The 18,453-nt window shown below is 70.5% G+C and carries 2 protein-coding genes (1 of these 2 running past the window's edge); both read right to left on the bottom strand.

Going from position 1 to position 18,453, the window contains the following annotated elements:
* Positions 1-4,549: the 5' portion of an SDR family NAD(P)-dependent oxidoreductase gene (locus ABDJ40_RS06560; protein WP_347607780.1), read on the bottom strand. The gene continues 11,918 nt to the left of window position 1, outside the view; 4,549 of the gene's 16,467 nt are visible here — the first part of the coding sequence; the start codon lies at positions 4,547-4,549; its stop codon lies beyond the left edge, outside the window.
* A complete protein-coding gene (locus ABDJ40_RS06565) occupies positions 4,539-17,744 on the bottom strand; it encodes an SDR family NAD(P)-dependent oxidoreductase (RefSeq protein WP_347607783.1) in 13,206 nt (4,401 codons plus the stop codon). The genes ABDJ40_RS06560 and ABDJ40_RS06565 overlap by 11 nt, the downstream gene beginning before the upstream one ends.
* Positions 17,745-18,453: the final 709 nt, after the last annotated feature.

Below are 18,453 nucleotides of genomic sequence, written 5' to 3' on the forward strand. Positions count from 1 at the left end.
GGGCCACCGGGACCGCGCCCTGCTCGTCCATGAGGTCGATGTCGAAGGTCCAGCCGGCATCGCCCGCCTGCATGCGCAGCCAGGCCCACATGCGGCTCGAGGTCGGGCCCTGCACGTCGACACGTCCGATGCGATGGGGCACCACCGGCACGTTGTCCGCCACCTGGTTGCCGATCAGGCACAGCATGGCCTGCAGGGCCGAGTCCAGCAGGCCCGGGTCCAGTCCCTGGTCTGCGGGGGCCTCGGTGGACCCGGCAGGCTGGCTCAGCCTGACCAGCGCCTCCCGGGTGCCGAGGTGGATCTCCTGCACCGCCCGGTGGGAGGGCCCGTAGGCCATGCCCAGGCGGTCGAAGCGCTCGTACAGCGCCTGGCGAGCCTGCGTGCCGCGCAGCGCGTCGGCGCTGTTGAAGCGCCGATGCAGCGCCGGCAGGTCATGCGCCGTCACCTCCATGGCAGGGCGCGGGCGCACGGTGCAGCGGCAGTAGGCGCTGAACGCGGCCTCAGGCTCGCCGGCAGGTGCCGCGCTGACCTCGACCTGGACGACATCCAGGCCGTCATCGCGGCGGCATTCCACGCGCAGGCGCCGTGGTCCCGCGTCCAGGGGCAGGACCTGCAGCCAGCTCAGCTGCTCCAGGCTCAGCGGCGCCTGCGCGCCCAGGGTCGCCTGCACGGCTTCGCGGACGTACTCGATGTAGGCCGAGCCCGGCATCATGGGCACGCCAGCGATGCGATGGTCTCGAAGGAAGGGTTCATCGCCCGTGAGCACGCCGTGAAAGCGGGTGCCCGGTGCCGCGCCGGCCTCGGCCTGCAGACGCCCGGCTTGCCGGGAGGTCGACAGTGGCAGCGAGTCCAGCGTGGCCTGCGGCAGCGGCGCCGACACCCAGTGGCGCTGCGGCGCAAAGGGGTAGGTCGGTGCGCCGATCCGGCGCGGCAGCGAGCCCGACCCGGCCCCCGGGTGGAGCCAGCGCCAGTCGATGTCCGCCCCTTGCACCCACAGCGCCAGGACCGTGGACCGCTTGCCGCGTTGCAGCAGGGTCTGCACCAGCATGGCCAGATCCTCGCCCTCCATCAGTGCGCCCAGGGGGCTCGCCGCGTGCGGCCCCGCCGCCCGCACCAGCCCTTCGCAGCTTGTGTCGTGCTGGACGAAGGCGGTCAGCTGGCGTTCCAGCTCCGCCGTCGAATGGGCGAGCAGGCCCACCCGTGCCGGCATGGCCTTGCGGGCGACCTGGAAGGTGTGGGCCAGGTCAGCCAGCGAGAGGCTGGCGCCCGCACTGTCCTGGCGGCGGAGCCAGGCCAGGAGCTGGCTTGCGTAGGCCGCCAGACGCTCCGGGTCGCGCGCCGACAGCGGCAGGAGGAAGGGCCCCGTGGCGCCCTGCTCCGAGGGACGGGGGCGCACGTACTCCTGGACCACCAGGTGGGCATTGGTGCCGCTGAAGCCGAAGGAGCTGAGGGCGGCGCGCCGCGGGGCCTCGGCACCTGAGGTCCAGGGCTTGCGCGTGGTGCCCACATAGAAGGGCGACTCCTCGAAGCAGAAGTGCTGGTTCGGCGTGTCGTAGTGGAGCGTGGGGACCAGCTCGCGATGCTGCAGGCACAGCAGGATCTTGTGCAGGCTGGCAATGCCCGCCGCCGCGGACGTGTGGCCGATATTGCTCTTCACCGACCCGATGGCGCAGAAGCCCCGGGCCTGCGTCTGCAGGCGGAAGGCATCGCGCAAGGCCGCCAGTTCGATGGGATCACCGAGCTTCGTCCCCGTGCCATGGGCCTCCAGGTAGCTGATGGTGGACGCCTCGATGCCGTACTTGCGGTAGATGCCGGAGACCAGCTCGAACTGGCTCTCGCGGTTGGGCGCCGTGATGCCGTTGGTCTTGCCGTCCTGGTTGATGCCGGAACCGATGAGGGTCGCAAGAATCGGGTCGCCATCGCGTTCGGCGTCGCTGAGCCGCTTGAGGACCACGGCCCCGACCCCTTCGCCCGGCACAAATCCGTCGGCCTTGTCATCGAAGGTCTTGCACCGGCCGTCCGGCGACAGCATGCCCGCGGAGCACATCTCCACATAGCCTTGCGGCGTCAGGTACAGGGTGACGCCGCCGGCGAGGGCCATGTCGATCTCGCCGCTGCGCAGGGCCTGGCAGGCCAGGTGGATGGCGACCAGCGCCGAGGAGCAGGCCGTGTCGACCGGCAGGGCCGGCCCCTTCAGGTTCAGGTGGTAGGCCAGGCGCGCGGCGCCAATGGCATAGCTGTTGTGCCGCTCCAGCGCCGTCACCGCGCCGTGGGCGCTCAGCTGACGGTACTCCTGGTTCATGATGCCCAGGTACACGCCGCAATTGGTGCCATCGAGGGCCTGCATGGGATAGCCGGCGTGCTCGAAGGCCCGGTAGCCCTCCTGCAGGAAGAGGCGATGCTGGGGATCCATCTCCTGCGCCTCCGCGGGAGAGATCTTGAAGAAGGCCGGGTCGAAGTGATCCACGTCGTCCAGCAAGCCGATCCAGTGGCTGTACACCTTGCCGGGCCGGCCGGGTTGCGCGTCGAAGAAGCTGCGGGCGTCCCAGCGCGCCAGGGGCATCTCGGTGATGGCGCAGCTGCCGGCCGCCAGGTTGGACCAGTAGGCGTCGAGGTCCTTGGCCGCGGGATACCGACCCGACATGCCGATGATGGCAATGGGCTCCAGCGCCGGTGAGGCGCCGCGATCCGGGCGTGTGTCAGCAGCCCGCTCGGCAGGGGCCGCCGCCGGCGGTGCGCTTGGCGTGGGCAGGCCCGCGGGGACCTGGCCAGGCCCCGCGCCCAGCAGCCGGGCCAGATCCACAAGGCTGGGCAGGGCCATGGCCTGCTCGACGCGCAAGGCCGTCCCATGGCGGCGATTGAGCTGGCCCAGCCATTCCTCCGCGACGACAGCGTCCATGCCCGCGGCCTCGAGGCCTTGCCCGGCATCGATGTCCTGCGGCTGCTTGAACAGCGAGGCCGCCAGGCTCTCCAGCAGGCCCGCCAGCAAGGGGTCGGCGCCTGACGCCGGCGGCACGCCGACGGGCGCCGTGGTGCTCGCCACGGCGGCCGGCGCGATGGCAGCCTGCGCCGCGGGCCGGACCTCCACCACCGGGTCACTCTCCGGTACCGTCTCGGCCGGACCGACCAGGCGCGCCAGCAGCGTGGTCAAGGTGTCGATGTTGGGATGGTCGTAGATCTGGATGGCCTGGATCGAGACGCCGAACTTGCGGTTCAGCCCATGGATCCACTCCACGCCGATGATGGAATCCAGCCCCATCTCCATGAACGACTGCTGGGTGTCGATCTCCGCGGCCTCCATGTACAGCGCGCTGGCCAGGCTCTCGATGAGCTGCTGCTGAAGGTCCTGGCGAAGGCGGCTCGACGGGGCGCTGGCCAGCGGCACGGCCGCTGGCGGGGCGCTCACCGGAGCGGGTGTCAGCGACACCGGAGACACCGGAGACTCCGGCGGCGCGGCCGGTGCGGGCGCGCGGACAGCCGGCGTGGCGGCGGTGGCGGCGGTGGCGGCGGTGGCGGCATCCAGCAAGGAGCCCAGCAGGTCGGCCAGCCGGGCGACGCTGGGATAGTCATAGACCTGGATGGCCTGGATGGACACCCCATAGCTTCGGTTGATCTGGTGGATCCACTCGACGCCGATGATGGAATCCAGTCCCATGTCCACGACGGGCAGCTCGGTGTCGATCTGCTCTGCGTCCATGTAGAGCGCCTTGGCAAGGCTGAGGGCGAGCTCGCCGACCAGACGCTTCCGGTCGTGGCGCGGCGCCAGGGGGGCCGGCGCCGATGCAGCGGGGCTCGCGAGTGGCGCTGGCGCTGGCTCCGGTGCCGGCACAGGCACAGGCATAGATGCAGGCGCCATGGGCCGTGCCTCCGCCGGCCGTGCCTGCCCGGCGCCTTGGGTGCGGCCCGTGTCAGGGGCGCTGAGGGCCGCCGCCAGGGCCGCCGGACTGCCGATGCGGGCCAGGTCCCCGAGGCCGAGGGCCGTGCCGGGATAGCTCCTGCGGATCTCGCGCAGCCATTCATTGCCCACGAGGGAATCGACGCCCAGCGCCTCGAAGGAATCGCTGGGACCGACGCGCTCCGGTGCCACCAGGAGCAGGCGGGCCAGGCTCTCGGTCAGGAATGGCAGGGCGGCGCGAGGCTCGGTGGCGGAGGCCTGCACAGTAGACCCCACCGGCTGGGCGGCGGGCGCATGCGGCGGCTGGGCGGCCAGCGAGCTCAGCTCGACCCTTGCGCTGAGGCGCTGCCCCCCGTACTGGCGGCCCTCATGGTCCAGGGGGCGGCTCAGGGAGATCTGCATGACGGGGTCCTGCATTGAAGGCGTTGAAAGCATTGAGAGGGGAACAGAGGCGGTCGGGCGCTCCGGTGCCGCGGGCGGGGCGCCGCCGGGGGCCGGGTCTGCGTGGACCCAGAACGTGCTCTTCGCAAACGGGTAGGTCGGTGCGCCCGACAGTGCCGGCGGCACCTCGGGATACAGGCGGGACCAGTCAGGCGTCTGCCCCTGCATCCAGCGTTCGAGCATTTCGTTGACGACGTTCTTTTCAATCGACATGGTGACTACTCCGTCCAACCCGACCCACTTGCATGCCCTCGATGGACCTGTCGCCGTCGACAAATCTCTGCAGCTTGCTCTCCAGTTCCTGGACCGAGCTCACGACCAGGCCGAGCCTGGCCTCCATCGCCTCGCGCCCGACCTGCAGGGTGTAGGCCAGTGATTGCAGGCGCTGTGCGCCCGTGCTGCCCCGGTAGGCGGGTTCTTTCACATGGACCAGCAGGTCCCGCGCATAGCGCTCCAGCAGGTCCGGTTTCTTCGCGGACAGCACGATCAGCACGGGATCGGCCGCCGCCGCGGCAGGCGCGGGCCTCGGTGGCGGGGGCTCGTACTCCTGCAACACGACGTGCGCATTCGTGCCGCCGGCGCCGAAGGAGGAAACGCCGGCCAGCCGCGGCTGTTCCTGGCCGTCGATCAGGGGCCGCTGCCAGGGCCTCAGCTCGCGATTGACGAAGAACGGCGACGCGTCGAAGTCGATGTTCGGATTGAGTTCGTCCGCATGCAGGCTGGGCACCAGGGTGCCGTGCTTCATCTGCAGGAGCACCTTGGTGAGCCCCGCGATGCCGGACGCCGCCTCCAGGTGGCCGATGTTGGACTTCACGGATCCCAGCGCGCAGAAGCCCCGGTCCTGCGTGTCCTGGGCAAAGGCACTCGACAGTCCGGTGACCTCGATCGGATCGCCCAGCTCCGTGCCGGTGCCATGGGCCTCGATATAGCTGATGGCACGCGCATGCACACCGGCGCGCTCCAAGGCCTGGCGGATGACCTGCCCCTGGGCCTTGGGGTTGGGCACGGTGTAGCCGTTGGTCTTGCCGCCATGGTTGACGCTGGTGCCGCGGATCAGAGCGTGGATGCTGTCACCGTCCCGCAGCGCTGCGGACAGCGGCTTGAGCACGATCACGCCGACCCCTTCACCTGGCACATAGCCATTGCCGCCCAGGCCGAAGCTCTTGCAGCGGCCATCCTGGGACAGCATGCGCTGCGCACTCAGGCTGATGTACATGTAGGGATGCAGCGACAGGTTCACGCCGCCGGCGATGGCCATCTCGCACTCGCCGAACCGCAGCTTCTCGCAGGCCTCGTGAACGGCCACGAGCGACGAGGAGCACATGGTGTCGATGGGGATGCTCGGCCCGTTGGCATCCAGGAAGTAGGACACCCGGTTGACCAGCGAGCAGAACGAGGTGAAGGGTGCCTTGCCCTTCTTCAGCTTGTCGTTTCCATACAGGCTGAACTCCGAGCGGGTGATGCCGGCGAAGACGCCCAGGCGCCCCTGGTGCTGGCTGGCGATGCGGGCACGGGTGTAGCCGGCATCCTCCAGGGCCTCCCAGCAGGCCTGCAGGAAGATGCGTTCCTGCGGGTCCATGTTGGCGGCCTCCCGCGGCGACAGGTTGAAGAACAGCGGATCGAACTCGGCGAAGCCGTCGATGAAGCCGCCCCACTTTCCATAACAGCGGCTGCTCTCGATGGCCGCCTCGACATCGGACTCGTAGAAGCCGTCCAGGGGCCAGCGGTCCGGGGGGATCGTGGTGATGCTGTCTCGGGCGCCCTGCAGGTTCGCCCAGAAGGCCTGCAGCGTGGCCGCCTGCGGGTAGCGACCGCTGAGCCCGACGATGGCCACGGGCTCATCCCAGGCGGCCGCGGCTGCGCCCTTGGACTTCGGGGTCCGCCGCACGGGCTCCGAGCGCTCCAGGGCCGCTGCCGCGACGAGGTCAAGTGCCGGCGCTGCGGTGGCCTGGGCCATCGGCTGGGCGGGGGCTGCCGGGGCGACGCCGGCCAGGCGCGCGCAGGCCGGCGCATGCTTCGCCAGCAGATGCTGGGCCAGCGCCATGCCGGTCTGATGTTCGAACAGCAGGGTCTTGGACAGGGCACCGAACACCTCGGCGAGCCGGCTGTTCAGCAGCTTGACCAGGAAGGAATTGATGCCGTAGTCCTCGAAGGGGCGGTTCAGGTCGAAGGCCTCGGCGGGGATCTGGAAGGCATCCGCCAGCAAGGCCGCGAACCTGGGCAGGAAGCCCTCGGCGAGCGCGGGTGCGGTGGGCGTGGGCGTGGGCGTGGGCACGGGCGTGGGCGGCGCCGCGCGCCGGCCCTCGGTCCCCTGCCCCTTCGCAGGCCCCGTCCAGTAGAGACCGTCGGCAAAGGGATAGGTCGGCAGGCCGGCCAGGCGACGCGGCTGAAGGCCCGGCCGCAGCAGCGCCTGCCAGTCGACGGCGGCTCCGGCCGCCCAGCGTCGTGCCGCGGCACGGAGGGCCTGCAGCGGCGCATCGTCCGCAAGGGCCGCGGGCGGCTCTGACCCCACCTCCTCGGCACCGGGCCCATGGACGTCCGGATCGTCGCCCGGGCATGCGTCGTCACACCATCGGGCCAGTTGGCCCGCCAGCTCGTCCTGCGAGCGCGCGACCACGGCGAGGCGGCAGGCCATGGCGTCCCGACCGACCTGCTGGGTGTAGGCCAGGGATACCAGGTCGAGCGGACCTCCGGCCGTCAGGAAGGCCTGCCATCGGCGTGCATAGGCCTTGAGGCGTGACCGGTCCCGCGCGGAGAGCACGAAGACGACGGGCTCACCGTCCTGCGCCACGGGTGCGGCATCGGGGGCGAGGTGTTCCTCCACCACCAGGTGGGCGTTGAGGCCGCTGGCACCCGTGGAGGTGATGCCGGCACGCCGGGGGACGGGCCGCCCTTCCACTTGCACCGGCGCCCAGTCCGCCAGGGTCTGGTGGACCTCGAAGGGCAGTGCCGCGAAGTCGATGGCGGGACTCGGGGCCCCGATCAGGAGCGTGGGTGGCAGCTGGCGGTGCTTCAGTGCCAGCAGCACCTTCGTCAGCTGCGCCATGCCGGACACGGCCTCGCCATGGCCGATATTGGGCTTGAGCGATCCGATCCGGTAGCTGCCTTCGGTCTGCTGCCGCTGGCCACCGAACACGCGGGTCAGTGCCGCCATCTCGATCGCATCTCCGGCGGGCGAGCCATGGGCGGCGGCCTCGATGTAGCTGATGGTGCGCGGGTCGATGTCCCCCTGCGCCATCGCCTCGCGGATGACCGCTTCCTGCTGCTTCTGGCTGGGCATGCCGAATCGGTTCATCCGGCCGTTGTGGTTCACCGCGCTGCCTCGAATGACGGCATAGACCGGGTCACCGTCCGCCAGGGCACGCTGATGGCGCTTCAGCACGACGACGCCCACCCCTTCGCCAGGCACATAGCCGGTGGCCTCGCGGGCAAAGGCGGCGCTCGATGCGTTCGCCGCCAGCACCTGCATCTTCGAGAGCTGAGCGTAGGTGGAGGGATGGAGGTTGAGGTTGACGGCCCCCGCCAGCGCGAGCCCGTCCGGCTCCCGCCGCAGGTAGTTGCACGCCTCATGGATGGCGATCAGGGCCGAGGCGCAATGGCTGTCGTAGGCCATCGCCGGCCCCTTCAGGTCCAGGCAGTGCGAGACCCGGTTGACCAAGGCCGCCAGTGACGTGCCCTGGTAGGGCTGGGCATGGTCGAGGCTGTGCAGGTTGAAGCCCTGCTTGGTGATGCCACCGAAGACCCCCACCTTCGCCCGCTGTGCCGGCGACAGGGTGGACGGGGCACGCCCCGCATCCTCCAGGGCATGCCAGCAGGCCTGCAGGAACAGCCGCTCCTGCGGGTCCATGAAGCCGGCCTCGATCGGGGCGATGTTGAAGAACAGCGGATCGAAGGCGGCAAAGTCCTCGAGGAAGGCGCCCCACTTGCCATAGGACTTGCCCTCGGCCAGCGCCTGCTCGGGATCGGCCGCGAAGTGCGACTGCCAGTCCCAGCGCTCCTGCGGCACTTCCGTGATGGCCTGCTGGCCGGACAGCAGCAGGTCCCAGAAGGCCTGCAGGGTGGCCGCGCCGGGATAGCGCCCCGCCAGCCCGATCACGGCGATGGCATCGGCATCGGCATCGGCAGCTGCCGGGGCCGGCGAGACAGGCTTCGGCGCGGCGTCGTGTCGGGCTCGCTTCAGCAGGTCGGGCGTGGCATGTGCCGCCCCGACCAGGGACGCCTTCAGGGCGCCGGACAAGGCCTCCAGCAGGGCCGGGTCCTCCAGTTGCAGGGGAAGGGCCAGACGGACGCATTGGTTGAGGGCGGCGTCGCGCAGGTTGCCGACCAGGTGCAGGCCGCCGCGGATGCCATAGCGCTCCAGCAGCAGGCGCAGGTAGCTCTCGCGGGAATGCGCCCGTCCTGCCAGCGGCGGCAGGCAGTCCACCCGGACGAGCACGCAGTGTCCTGCCCCGGGCTGGATCACGGGCACCCCTTCGCGGGCCAGGGCCAGGTGGAGGTCCCGGACCCGGTCCAGCTGACGCGCCACCTGCGAGGCCAGGAAGTCCCGATCGGCCAGAGCCCGCTGGATGCGCTGGGTCTCCAGCTCAGCCGGCAGCCCGCCCTCGACGCGGCCCAGCCCCTGCGAATTCCGGACGAAAGCCGGATCCCTGGAAGCCAGCAGTCCGCCGACATCCAGGCCGAAGTCCTTGCAGAGGCTGCCCACGAGGGCATCCGCCTCGCTGGTGATGGCGCGGACGATGTCCCAGAGCTCACGGCCCGACTGCCCGGGTTCATGGCGCCGGATCAGCTCGGCGTTCTTCAGGATGCGGGTGACATCCAGGACCAGGGGCACGCCATGGCGGCGGCATCGGGCCGCGACCGCCTGGAGCTGCGCCAGGGAGAGCGGATAGCCGCCAGTGGCGTTGTTGCAGAGCTCCACCAGCACCATCGCGATCGCGGGCGCCTCGGCCTCCAGGGCCTGCTCCAGCCGGTGCAGGTCCAGGCCGCCCCGGAACAGAGCCGTGGCGTCGGGCCGCAGGGCCTCGGGGTCCGGTATCTCGACGGGTTCGAAGCCCCCCTTCACCAGGTTGTGCAGCGTGGACTCGAACAGCAGATTCTGGAGGACGCGCTTCTTGCCGCTGCGCCGCGCCGTCTGGAAGAACAGGCGCTCGGCCGCGCGGCCGGACGTGGTCAGCAGGGACGCCTCGAAGCCGAACAGCGCCGCGAGCTCGCCGCCCGCCTCCGGAGCCTGCGAAGGGCTCTGGCACGCCCCGAGGGCGGCGGAGCGGTCGCCGATGAAGGCATAGCTCAGATGCGCCCAGGAGTCGCTGATCAGGTCGATGCGGATGGCGGCCGGGTCGGCCTTGGTGGCGTCAAAGTGATCCGCCTCGGCGCGGGCCGAGACCTGCGTCACCGCCGGGGCGCACCGCCGCTGCACCTCGAGGTAGGAAATCCCCTGGCGGAAGAACTGGCTCAGGCAGCTGGCGAGGAGGCTCGGGTCGCTGTCCGCCCGGCGGTACAGGTGCACCGGATAGTCACGCGTCCCGTACTTGCTCTTGTACTGGCGGTTGGCCTTGCCGCGCTCGAGGATCTGCTGAAGCTGCGTCTGCGTGCCGGCCAGGAAGGCGCTCCCCTCTGGATCGCCGTCCTCGGAACCGAGCTCGAACAGGCCCCAGGTCAGGCCCAGGCTGAAGCGCTCGCACCCCTCCGCGGCCAGCAAGGCGACGATCTCGACGACCGCATGCTCGGTCCCGCCCAGCGGCATGTCGGGCAGGTAGTACTCCTGGTCCATCAGGTAGCCGTCGGGCTCCCGGCACACCATGATGACGTTCTGCAGGCTGCCGTCGAAATAGGTCAGGAAGACGCGGTAGCGGTCCAGGAGGCTGCCGTTGCGCATCTCCTCCAGCACCAGGTCCACGTTGTTCACGACCTTCTTCATCTCGCTCCAGGCGCAGATGACGCGCTGGATGTCGCGGACCAGCCCCGGCTCCAGCTGCCGGCATTCCACCGTCCGGCATTCGCCCAGCTTGCGGTAGCGCTCCACCATGTAGCGGAGCCGCCGCATGCGTCCCCCTGCGAGGGAGAAGGCAGGCAGGCTCTCCATCACCTGCACGGCCCCGACCGGGCAAGCCAGCAGGCCGCCAGCGCGTTCGAGGTCCGGCTTGCGTCCTTCCGTCAGATCCAGGTAGGCGAATGCCAGGCCCTGTTGCTGGCAGTAGGCGAGCAGCTCCGTGAAGAAGGCCTCGCGGTGCGCGGCGGGCCCGGCGTATTGCGTGGCGAAGAACAGGCGCTTGTCCACCAGCACATGGCAATAGCCCTGGGCACGAGCGTCGATGTAGACCTCCGGCCAGATCTCCAGCAAGGCAACGCCTTTCGGCGCCGCGCCATCGATGTCAGCCAGGGTCTGGCGGCTGGCGGCGTCCTGCTGCAGCGCTGCCTTGCGCAGCAGGCGGCCGGCGCGCGCCTCGCGCACGCTGGCGGGGGCTTCAGCCAGAGGCGCAGACACCGCCAGGGCCGCGCTCGCCGGTGGAGCTTGCACGGCATCGGCCAGCCCCGGCTGCAGGCAGGTGGCCAGCCGGTCGGCGTAGTCTTCCAGCAAGTAGCTCGCGAGCTGGCGGATGTTCTCGTACTCGAAGAAGAGCGTCTTCGAGAGACCGCCCAGGTCCTCTTCGAGCTTGCGGATGATGTCCAGGGCGAGGATGGAATCCAGGCCGTAGCGGGAGAAGGCGGCGTCGGCGGCGAGGGCCGAGGGCGCATGACCCAGCACCGCTCCCATGATGGACTTCAGATAGGCCTCGACCTCTCCCTGCCCGACGCAGCGAACGGGTGCCGGTGCTGGCGTCGATGCCGCCGGGGCCGAGGGCCGGGCCACCGCAGCCGGCACAGACGCAGGCCTGGGGCTTGGCGTCATGATCAGCGCGCGGGTCCGCTCCATGGACCCGTTCACCACCACCAGGTGCGGCGATGGCTCGGCCAGTGCAGCGTAGAAGGCGGCGAGGCCGTCCTGCGTCTCCATGGGCGTGAGGCCGAGCGCCTGCTCGAAGTGCTCGGCCACGCCCGCCTGATGCCCCATGCCGCCCTCGCGCCACAAGGGCCATGCCAGCGACAGCACCCGGCCATGGCGCCGCTCGGGTACCTCGGCATGCCAATGCGCCGCCTCGTCGAGGAAGGCATTGGCAGCGCAATAGTCGACCTGGCCGATGTTGCCGGTCGTGCCGACGATGGAGGAAAAGGACAGGAAGAAGTCCAGCTGGCAGTCGCGCGTGCTACGGTAGAGGTTGATCGTGCCGGCCACCTTGGGCACCAGAACGGCCTCGAAGGTCTCGCGGCGCTTCCTGATCATGAACTCGTCGCGTGTCAGGCCGGCCGCATGGATGACGCCGGACAGCGGCCCGTGCGTCTTCAGCAAGTCCTGCAGCGCGGCGTCCAGGGCGGCCTGGTGGCTGATGTCCACGGCCACGTAGCGCACGACGGCACCGGCCGGGGCCTGCAGGTCCTGGAGAGACTGGCGTACGGCCGGCGTGAGCTCGGAGCGCCCCAGCAGCACGACGGTGACGCCCTGCGCCCGCGCGAGGATTTCCCTCGCGAAGACCAGGCCGAGCCCGCCCGCGCCGCCGGTGATGAGGTAGACGCCACCCTCGCGCCAGGGCGAGGGCTGCGGCCCGCCAGGCGTCGGCACCACGGTTCCCTGCAGGGCCTCGGGCACGAGGACCTGGCGCCGGCCCTGGCGGTAGCGCAGCTGCACCGCCTGTTCGTCCAGGCGGTTGGATCGCAGCTGCAGCGCCAGCGCCGGCAGGCTGGCGCTGGCGTCAAAGGAGAGCACCTGCACGACCAGCCACGGATGCTCCATGCGGACCGCCCGGGCCAGGCCGGCCAGGCCCTGCAGCACGCGGCCGGGACCGTCGCCAGGCACCACCACCTGGACCGCGACACGGTCCCCGGGCCGGCGACGCGCCAGGCCTTGAAGGAACTCGAAGAGCTGGGCCGCGATGTCCGCATAGCCCTGATCGCCGCCTGCGGCCTTGCCTTCCATGACCTGGATCGAGGCCTCCGGCAGGCTGGCCTGCAGCACCACGGCTTGCGGGTCCAGCTGGGCCCGCTCGCCACAGAGGATCACCCAATGCGCACCCGCGGGCATGGCCTCCTCCGGGCCGTGGGCCGCAACGGCCGCCAGCGGCTGGTCGACCCACGCCATGCGAAGCAGCTGGGGCGACGAGGGCCGCGGGACCTGCGTCGAGCCTGGCGCCTCGACCCTGGCCTGCAGGGGGCGGAAGACCAGCTCCTCGATGCGGACCCAGACCCGGCCCGTGTCATCGCACAGGGCCAGGTCGACCGCGGGCAGCGAGGCTCGCGCGCCCGCGCTGCCCTTGCGCAGGCGACACCAGACCCACAGGCGGTCCGGGCAGGCCCCATAGGACACCAGGCGCCTGAGCGAGAACGGAAGGCCGCCCGCGGCGGTGCCGTCCGGCTGCGTGCTGCTGGCCAGCAGAAGGCCTGCCTGCAGCGCCGCATCCATCAGGCTGGGGTGCAGGACGAACTGCGCGTGGGAATCGGCCACGCAAGGCGGCAGCGCCAGGTCCGCCAGGAGGGCGGGCTGACCCGCCTCGTCACGCCCCCAGCGCACGCTGCGCAGAGCGCGGTGCGCCGGGCCGTAGGACAGGCCCATGCGCTCGAAGGCCTGGTAGCAGTCTTCCGCCGTGGTGCCTGGCCTGCCGGTCGGCAGCGGCTCACGGCCCAGCGCCTGCTGCAGCGCCGGGAGGTCCAGCCGGGGCGCGGGCTCATTCGCCAGGGACTGCAGGGTGCCGTAGCCATGCAGGGCCGAGGGGTCAGAGGCCCCATGCGCTTCGTATCGGTAGGCCTCCGCCGCGGTCTCGCCGGACCGGGCGGGCTGGCGGACCAGGCTGATCAGCAGCCGCTCGGGCCGGCTGACCAGGAAGGGGCGGAGCCAGGCCACATCGCTGATTTGGAACGCCGCCGCCACGGGCGCTGAGCTGCTCAGGCAGTTCCATGCCTCGCGTGCAAATTCTAGGTAGGCGACACCGGGGAGGACTGGCGTGCCCTGCAGGCGGTGGTCGGCCAGGAAGAACTCACTCCCCTCCAGCGCGATGTCCAGGCGCTGGCCACCTGGCGTGGCGGCCATGGCGGGCTTCCCGAGGTAGGCCTGAGCGGCCTCGCTGGCCTCGCGGAAGGCGTGCTGAGGGCCCCGGGCGCTGGGGATCCAGTGGCGGTCCCTGGCAAAGGGATAGCAGGGCAGGACAAGGCGCCGCGGCAAGGTCTCATAAAGGCCCTCCCAGGCGCGAACCTCGACACCCTGGGCCCACCACCGGGCCACCTGGTCCAGGCGCCCGTCGCGCAGCCAGGCGCCGACCATGTCCTGCACATCCGTGTTGTGATGGACAAGCTCCGCCAGGGACGCTTCACCGGCCGCCGGGCTGCGGAAGATACGCGCGGCCCCGCGGCCTGCCAGGAAGGCGCTCAACAGCTCCACCAGCTCGCCGACGCTGCACGCAACGAGGGCCAGCCGGTGCGCCATGGGCTGGCTGCGTTGCAGGGTGTAGGCAAGGGCCTGCGCCTCGAGTGGCGAACCCTCGCGCTCGCAACGCTGGCAATGTTCCAGCAGCCGCCGGGCCCGGGCCTGCAGCTGCACCTCGGTGTGGGCGGACATCAGGAACAGCAGCTCGCGGCCTGCTGCGGGCGCGGGCACCGCCGGGGCGGCCCTGGGCACGTACTCCTCCAGCACCACGTGGGCATTGGCCCCACCGGAGCCAAAGCTGCTGACGCCTGCTCTGCGAGGCGCACCTTGCGGACCCGCGGGCCAGGGGCGCAGGGTCTCGACGACGCTGAACGGCGTGCCGTCGAGGCGGATCTGGGCATTGAGCCGGTTGAAGTTGACCGTCCTGGGCAGGGTCTGGTGCGCCATGCTGAGCACGACCTTGAGCACGCCTGCCAGGCCCGCCGCGGCCTCTAGATGCCCGAGATTGCTCTTGACCGAGCTGATCGCGCAGCCGGCATGCGGGGCCGGCCCGGGCCGGCTGAGGAAGGCGTCCGTCAGCCCGCGCACTTCGATCGGGTCACCCAGCCGGGTACCGGTGCCATGCATCTCCACATGGCTGATGGCTTCGGCACTCACACCCGAGGCCGCCCAGGCGGCGCGCAGCAGGTCGGCCTGCCGATCGGGGTTGGGCACGGTCAGCCCGCTGGTCAGCCCGCCATGGTTGCAGGCGCCGCCGCGGATCAGGGCATGGATGGGGTCGCCATCCGCCATGGCCCGCTCCAGGGGCTTGAGCATGAAGAGGATGCCGCCCTCGGCACGCACATAGCCGTTGGCGGTCTCGTCCAGCGTCTTGCAGCGCCCGTCCCGGGACAGCATGCCGGCCTTGTAGTAGGCGACGGTATTGCCCGGATGGCACATGAGGTGGACCCCGGCGACCAGGGCCTGGTCGCACTCCCCCTGGCGCAGGGCCTGCACCGCCTGGTGCAGCGCCACGAGCGAGCTCGAGCAGGCGGTATCGATCTGCAGGCTCGGACCGCGGAAATCAAAGGTGTAGGAGATCCGGTTGGCGATGACGGCCATGGAGCCCCCCGTGGCGAGGTGAGGCTCGACCGCGACGCCCTCGGACTCCATCAGCAGCCGGTAGTCGGAGCCGCTGGCGCCCACGTAGACGCCGGTGTTGCTGCCGGCCATGGCGTCCCGCGCGTAGCCCGCCCGCTCCATGGCCTCCCACGCGAGTTCGAGCAGAAGGCGCTGCTGCGGGTCCATCGTCGTGACTTCCTTGGGCGCCAGGCGGAAGAGACCGGCATCGAAGGACTGGATGTCGCTCAGGAAGCCCCCCTGATCGATGCCGGGGTGGCTGCGAACCGGGTCGATGTCCTGGGGCCATTCCCAGCGCCCGGCCGGCAGCGATCCCACGACGCAGGTGCCGGCCTCCAGGCATTCCCAGAACTTCTCGGGCGTGTCCAGGTCTCCAGGCAGGCGGCAGGCCATGCCCACGATGGCAATGGCCCCGGGCGGGAGGCTGACGCCGGCTGGCGCGGCATCGGGCGCCACTGCGGGTGCGGGCCGCTCGGGTGCGCGGGCGGCAGACCGGCGCTCCAGCCCTGCGGACTCGGGCGCATGGCCCGGCGAGGCCGGCGGCAGCGCCTCACGCCTCAGGGCGTCGAAGTGCGCCACCACGCGCGCCGGGGTGTTGTTCCGGAACAGGAAGGTCGCGTCCAGCGGCACCTTGCACCAGGCCGCCAGGGCCTCGGCCAGCTCCAGCAGGCCGACGGAGTCCAGACCCGCCTGCATCAGCGGCAGGTCGGGGGCATACGGCAGCGACTCGTCCTGGCGAAGGATGCGCCGCAGGGCGGTGGCCAGGAAGTCGTGCAGGGCGGCCGCGTCCGGCAGCGACGGCGCGGTGGCGTCGCCGTTCAGCGCCGGCCCGGCGGCGGGCGCCTGGCGCGCCTGCTGCTGCCAGACCTCCAGGCGCGCGCGCCGGGCGAGGTCATAGGCGACCAGCACGCCGTAGCCCAGGTTGCGGGTGTCACGGGGACGGTAGCCCGGCAGGGTCTTGAGGATGCTCGCGCCATGCAACTCATGGAAGCGCAGGATGGGGTCCGCGAGCACCCCGGCACCATTGCGATGCCGGACATAGGCCTGCATGTCCAGGGCGGACTGCTGGTGGAAATCCTTGCACAGCGTCACCGCGGCCACGGAGGCGACGTCCGACTGGCCACTGCTACGCTGCAGCATGAACTCCAGGAGCTGGTCCCCCAGGCCCTGGCCTTGGTAGCCCGGGTCGACGTTGACCGCCAGCAGCTGGACGATCGGCCCTGCGCGTCGGTGCAAGGCGTCCACCGTCGTGGCCTCCACGGACGCCAGCTCGTCAAGCGCGCCGATGCGCTGGGAGTAGATGACGCCGACCACCTCGGCCCGACCGTCCTCACCGTCGACCTCCACGACGAGCTGCCCTTCGGCATGGGTTTCGACGCGGCGCGCCAGGGTGGCGTCAGGCATGCGAAGCTCCAGGGGCCAGCAGGCTGCTTCCAGGGAGACCAGGGTCGGCAGGTCCGCCGCGCGGCCCGGACGGATGCGGTAGTTGCGCGCCTCGAAGACCGTCAGACTGCCCCACCAGCGCCGCGCCAGGCTCGGAAAGCCCTGCGGCGGCTGCCTGGGGAACAGGCCGGAGGCGCCCAGGCGCATCAGCAGCGGTGCGCCTTCCAGGGTCGACCCTCGTCCGAGATGGGTCGCCAGGGCGGCGATCAGCCGCGCCAAGGGGCCGCCGGCCCACTCACCGTCCGCAAAAACCTGGCCGTGACGCATCCAGACCACCGGTGCCTGCGCGCCCTGGTCCACCAGCCATCGCAGGTAGCGGCACTCCGCATCGGCGTCGGGGTCGGCCAGGCGATCCGCCGCAAGAAGGCAGACCGGGAGCACATCCGCCAGGGCGGTGCCGTCCAGGTCCGTCAGGGCCGGATGCCATGCGACGACCGGCAGGGTCGGCCGGAGGTCCGGCGCCCGGCTGGGCGCGGCGCCCTCGTCCACATCGCCCAGCAGGCGCACGGCGATCGCCCGCGGCGCCACCGCCGCCGGCCGTCCGGACTGCACATCCTGCGCGCGGATTCGCTCCAGCAGGCGGTGGGTCCAGGTGCCGTCCTCGTCGCCAAGCACGGCCAGGCGCGTCGGCCGCCCGGACGCCGGGGCCTCGAACTGGCGCAGGACATGGGCTTCCAGCAGGTCGAGCGTGCCGAGCGAAGCTGGCCGTGACAGGGCGGAGGTGATGCAAACGAAGGGGTCGGTGACGGGGTCGGTGGCAGCCTTCCACAGCTCGTCCCTGAAGGTCGCAGCGCCATGGAGCAGCCCAAGCCAGGGCGCGATCGCGCCCGCCGCCGCGTCAGCCAGGCCCACCTGGCGCAGCAGCGCCTGGGTGGATGTGCCCAGCGTGCCGGCCACCCCAGCCAGCGCGGACGGCCGCTCGGCCAGGAGGCCGGGATGCGCCCGGTCACAGGCCAACAGCAGCGGCACCAGGACCGGTCCGAGCCGGATGTCGTCCCAGACCGAGAGATCCTGGCGCTCGAGGATGCGTGCACTCCACAGCTCCAGGCAGGCCCGGAACGACGCGTCCTGGAGCGTCTTCTCATCCAGCGCGAACCCATACAGCGCCATCAATTCCTGGGGCCAATGCGCCGGATGAGTGGCCAGGTTGCCGGGAGCCGCCGGGGCCATGGCCGGTCCGTCATGGCCCGGCTGCACAGGCTGCGCCGCCAGCCATGCCCGCAGTTCCCGCTCGATGCCTTCGTCCAGGGCACCAGCGTCGGGCGCCGCCGCGGGAGGGGCATCAGACCCCGACGCGCGTGCGATCAGCGGCTCCAGCCGCTGCCTCTGCCTCAGCGCCAGCAGGAGCGGAAACACCAGATAGCCAACCCCAACGCCCGACCACAGCTCGTTCATCACCGCCCCTCGCTAACCTAACGTCGACTCGCACTCTTTGACATGCACCCCAGGCAGTGTTCGGTGCGCGCGCCGACGCATTCACCACCCCAGGCTTCCCATGACAAAGGGATTCCCAGACTCGGTGGAGCCCGCTCACGAAAGGGATTGTTGAGGGCAGCGCGCTTGTCCAGTGACAAGCAGCCCTCCCCGCTCGAACAGACCGTCACGGCCCGGTTACCCCGGCCGCAACAATCGCTGCGCATTGACGGCACCCCCCTGGAGAGATGCCCATGAGTTTCCTGCACGTCAATGACAGTCAGCCATTCTGCTAACTTGTCATTTGACCTCCATTCCCGCGGCGATCATAAGTCAATATTCATGACATCAGTCAAGCTCATGCCCCGGGGGTCATCAGCTTATGAATGAACAAAGAGAAGCAATTCAAGACCTTCTGAATTGTTCAGATCCGCTGCCACTGCGGCGCCCGGCTGCATTCAGCTAACACGCCAGATTGCAGTCCGACAAGTTCTTGACAGAAGCTTTTGTCGTTGGCTTATGATGCGCGCGATTAAAGGCGCTCGTCTGCCGTGTTAGTGGCCATCCATGACACGGACAGAAGACCGACCCATAGACTCACCAATGACTCCGTGGGCGCCCTGCGCTCCGGAGTTTCAAAGGGCAGAAGCCTGCCCGCCTGCGCCATGACATCGATTGGAAATCGAGAAGC

Origin of the sequence: Roseateles flavus (assembly GCF_039872765.1) — a bacterium.
Taxonomy (GTDB): domain Bacteria; phylum Pseudomonadota; class Gammaproteobacteria; order Burkholderiales; family Burkholderiaceae_C; genus Roseateles_B; species Roseateles_B flavus.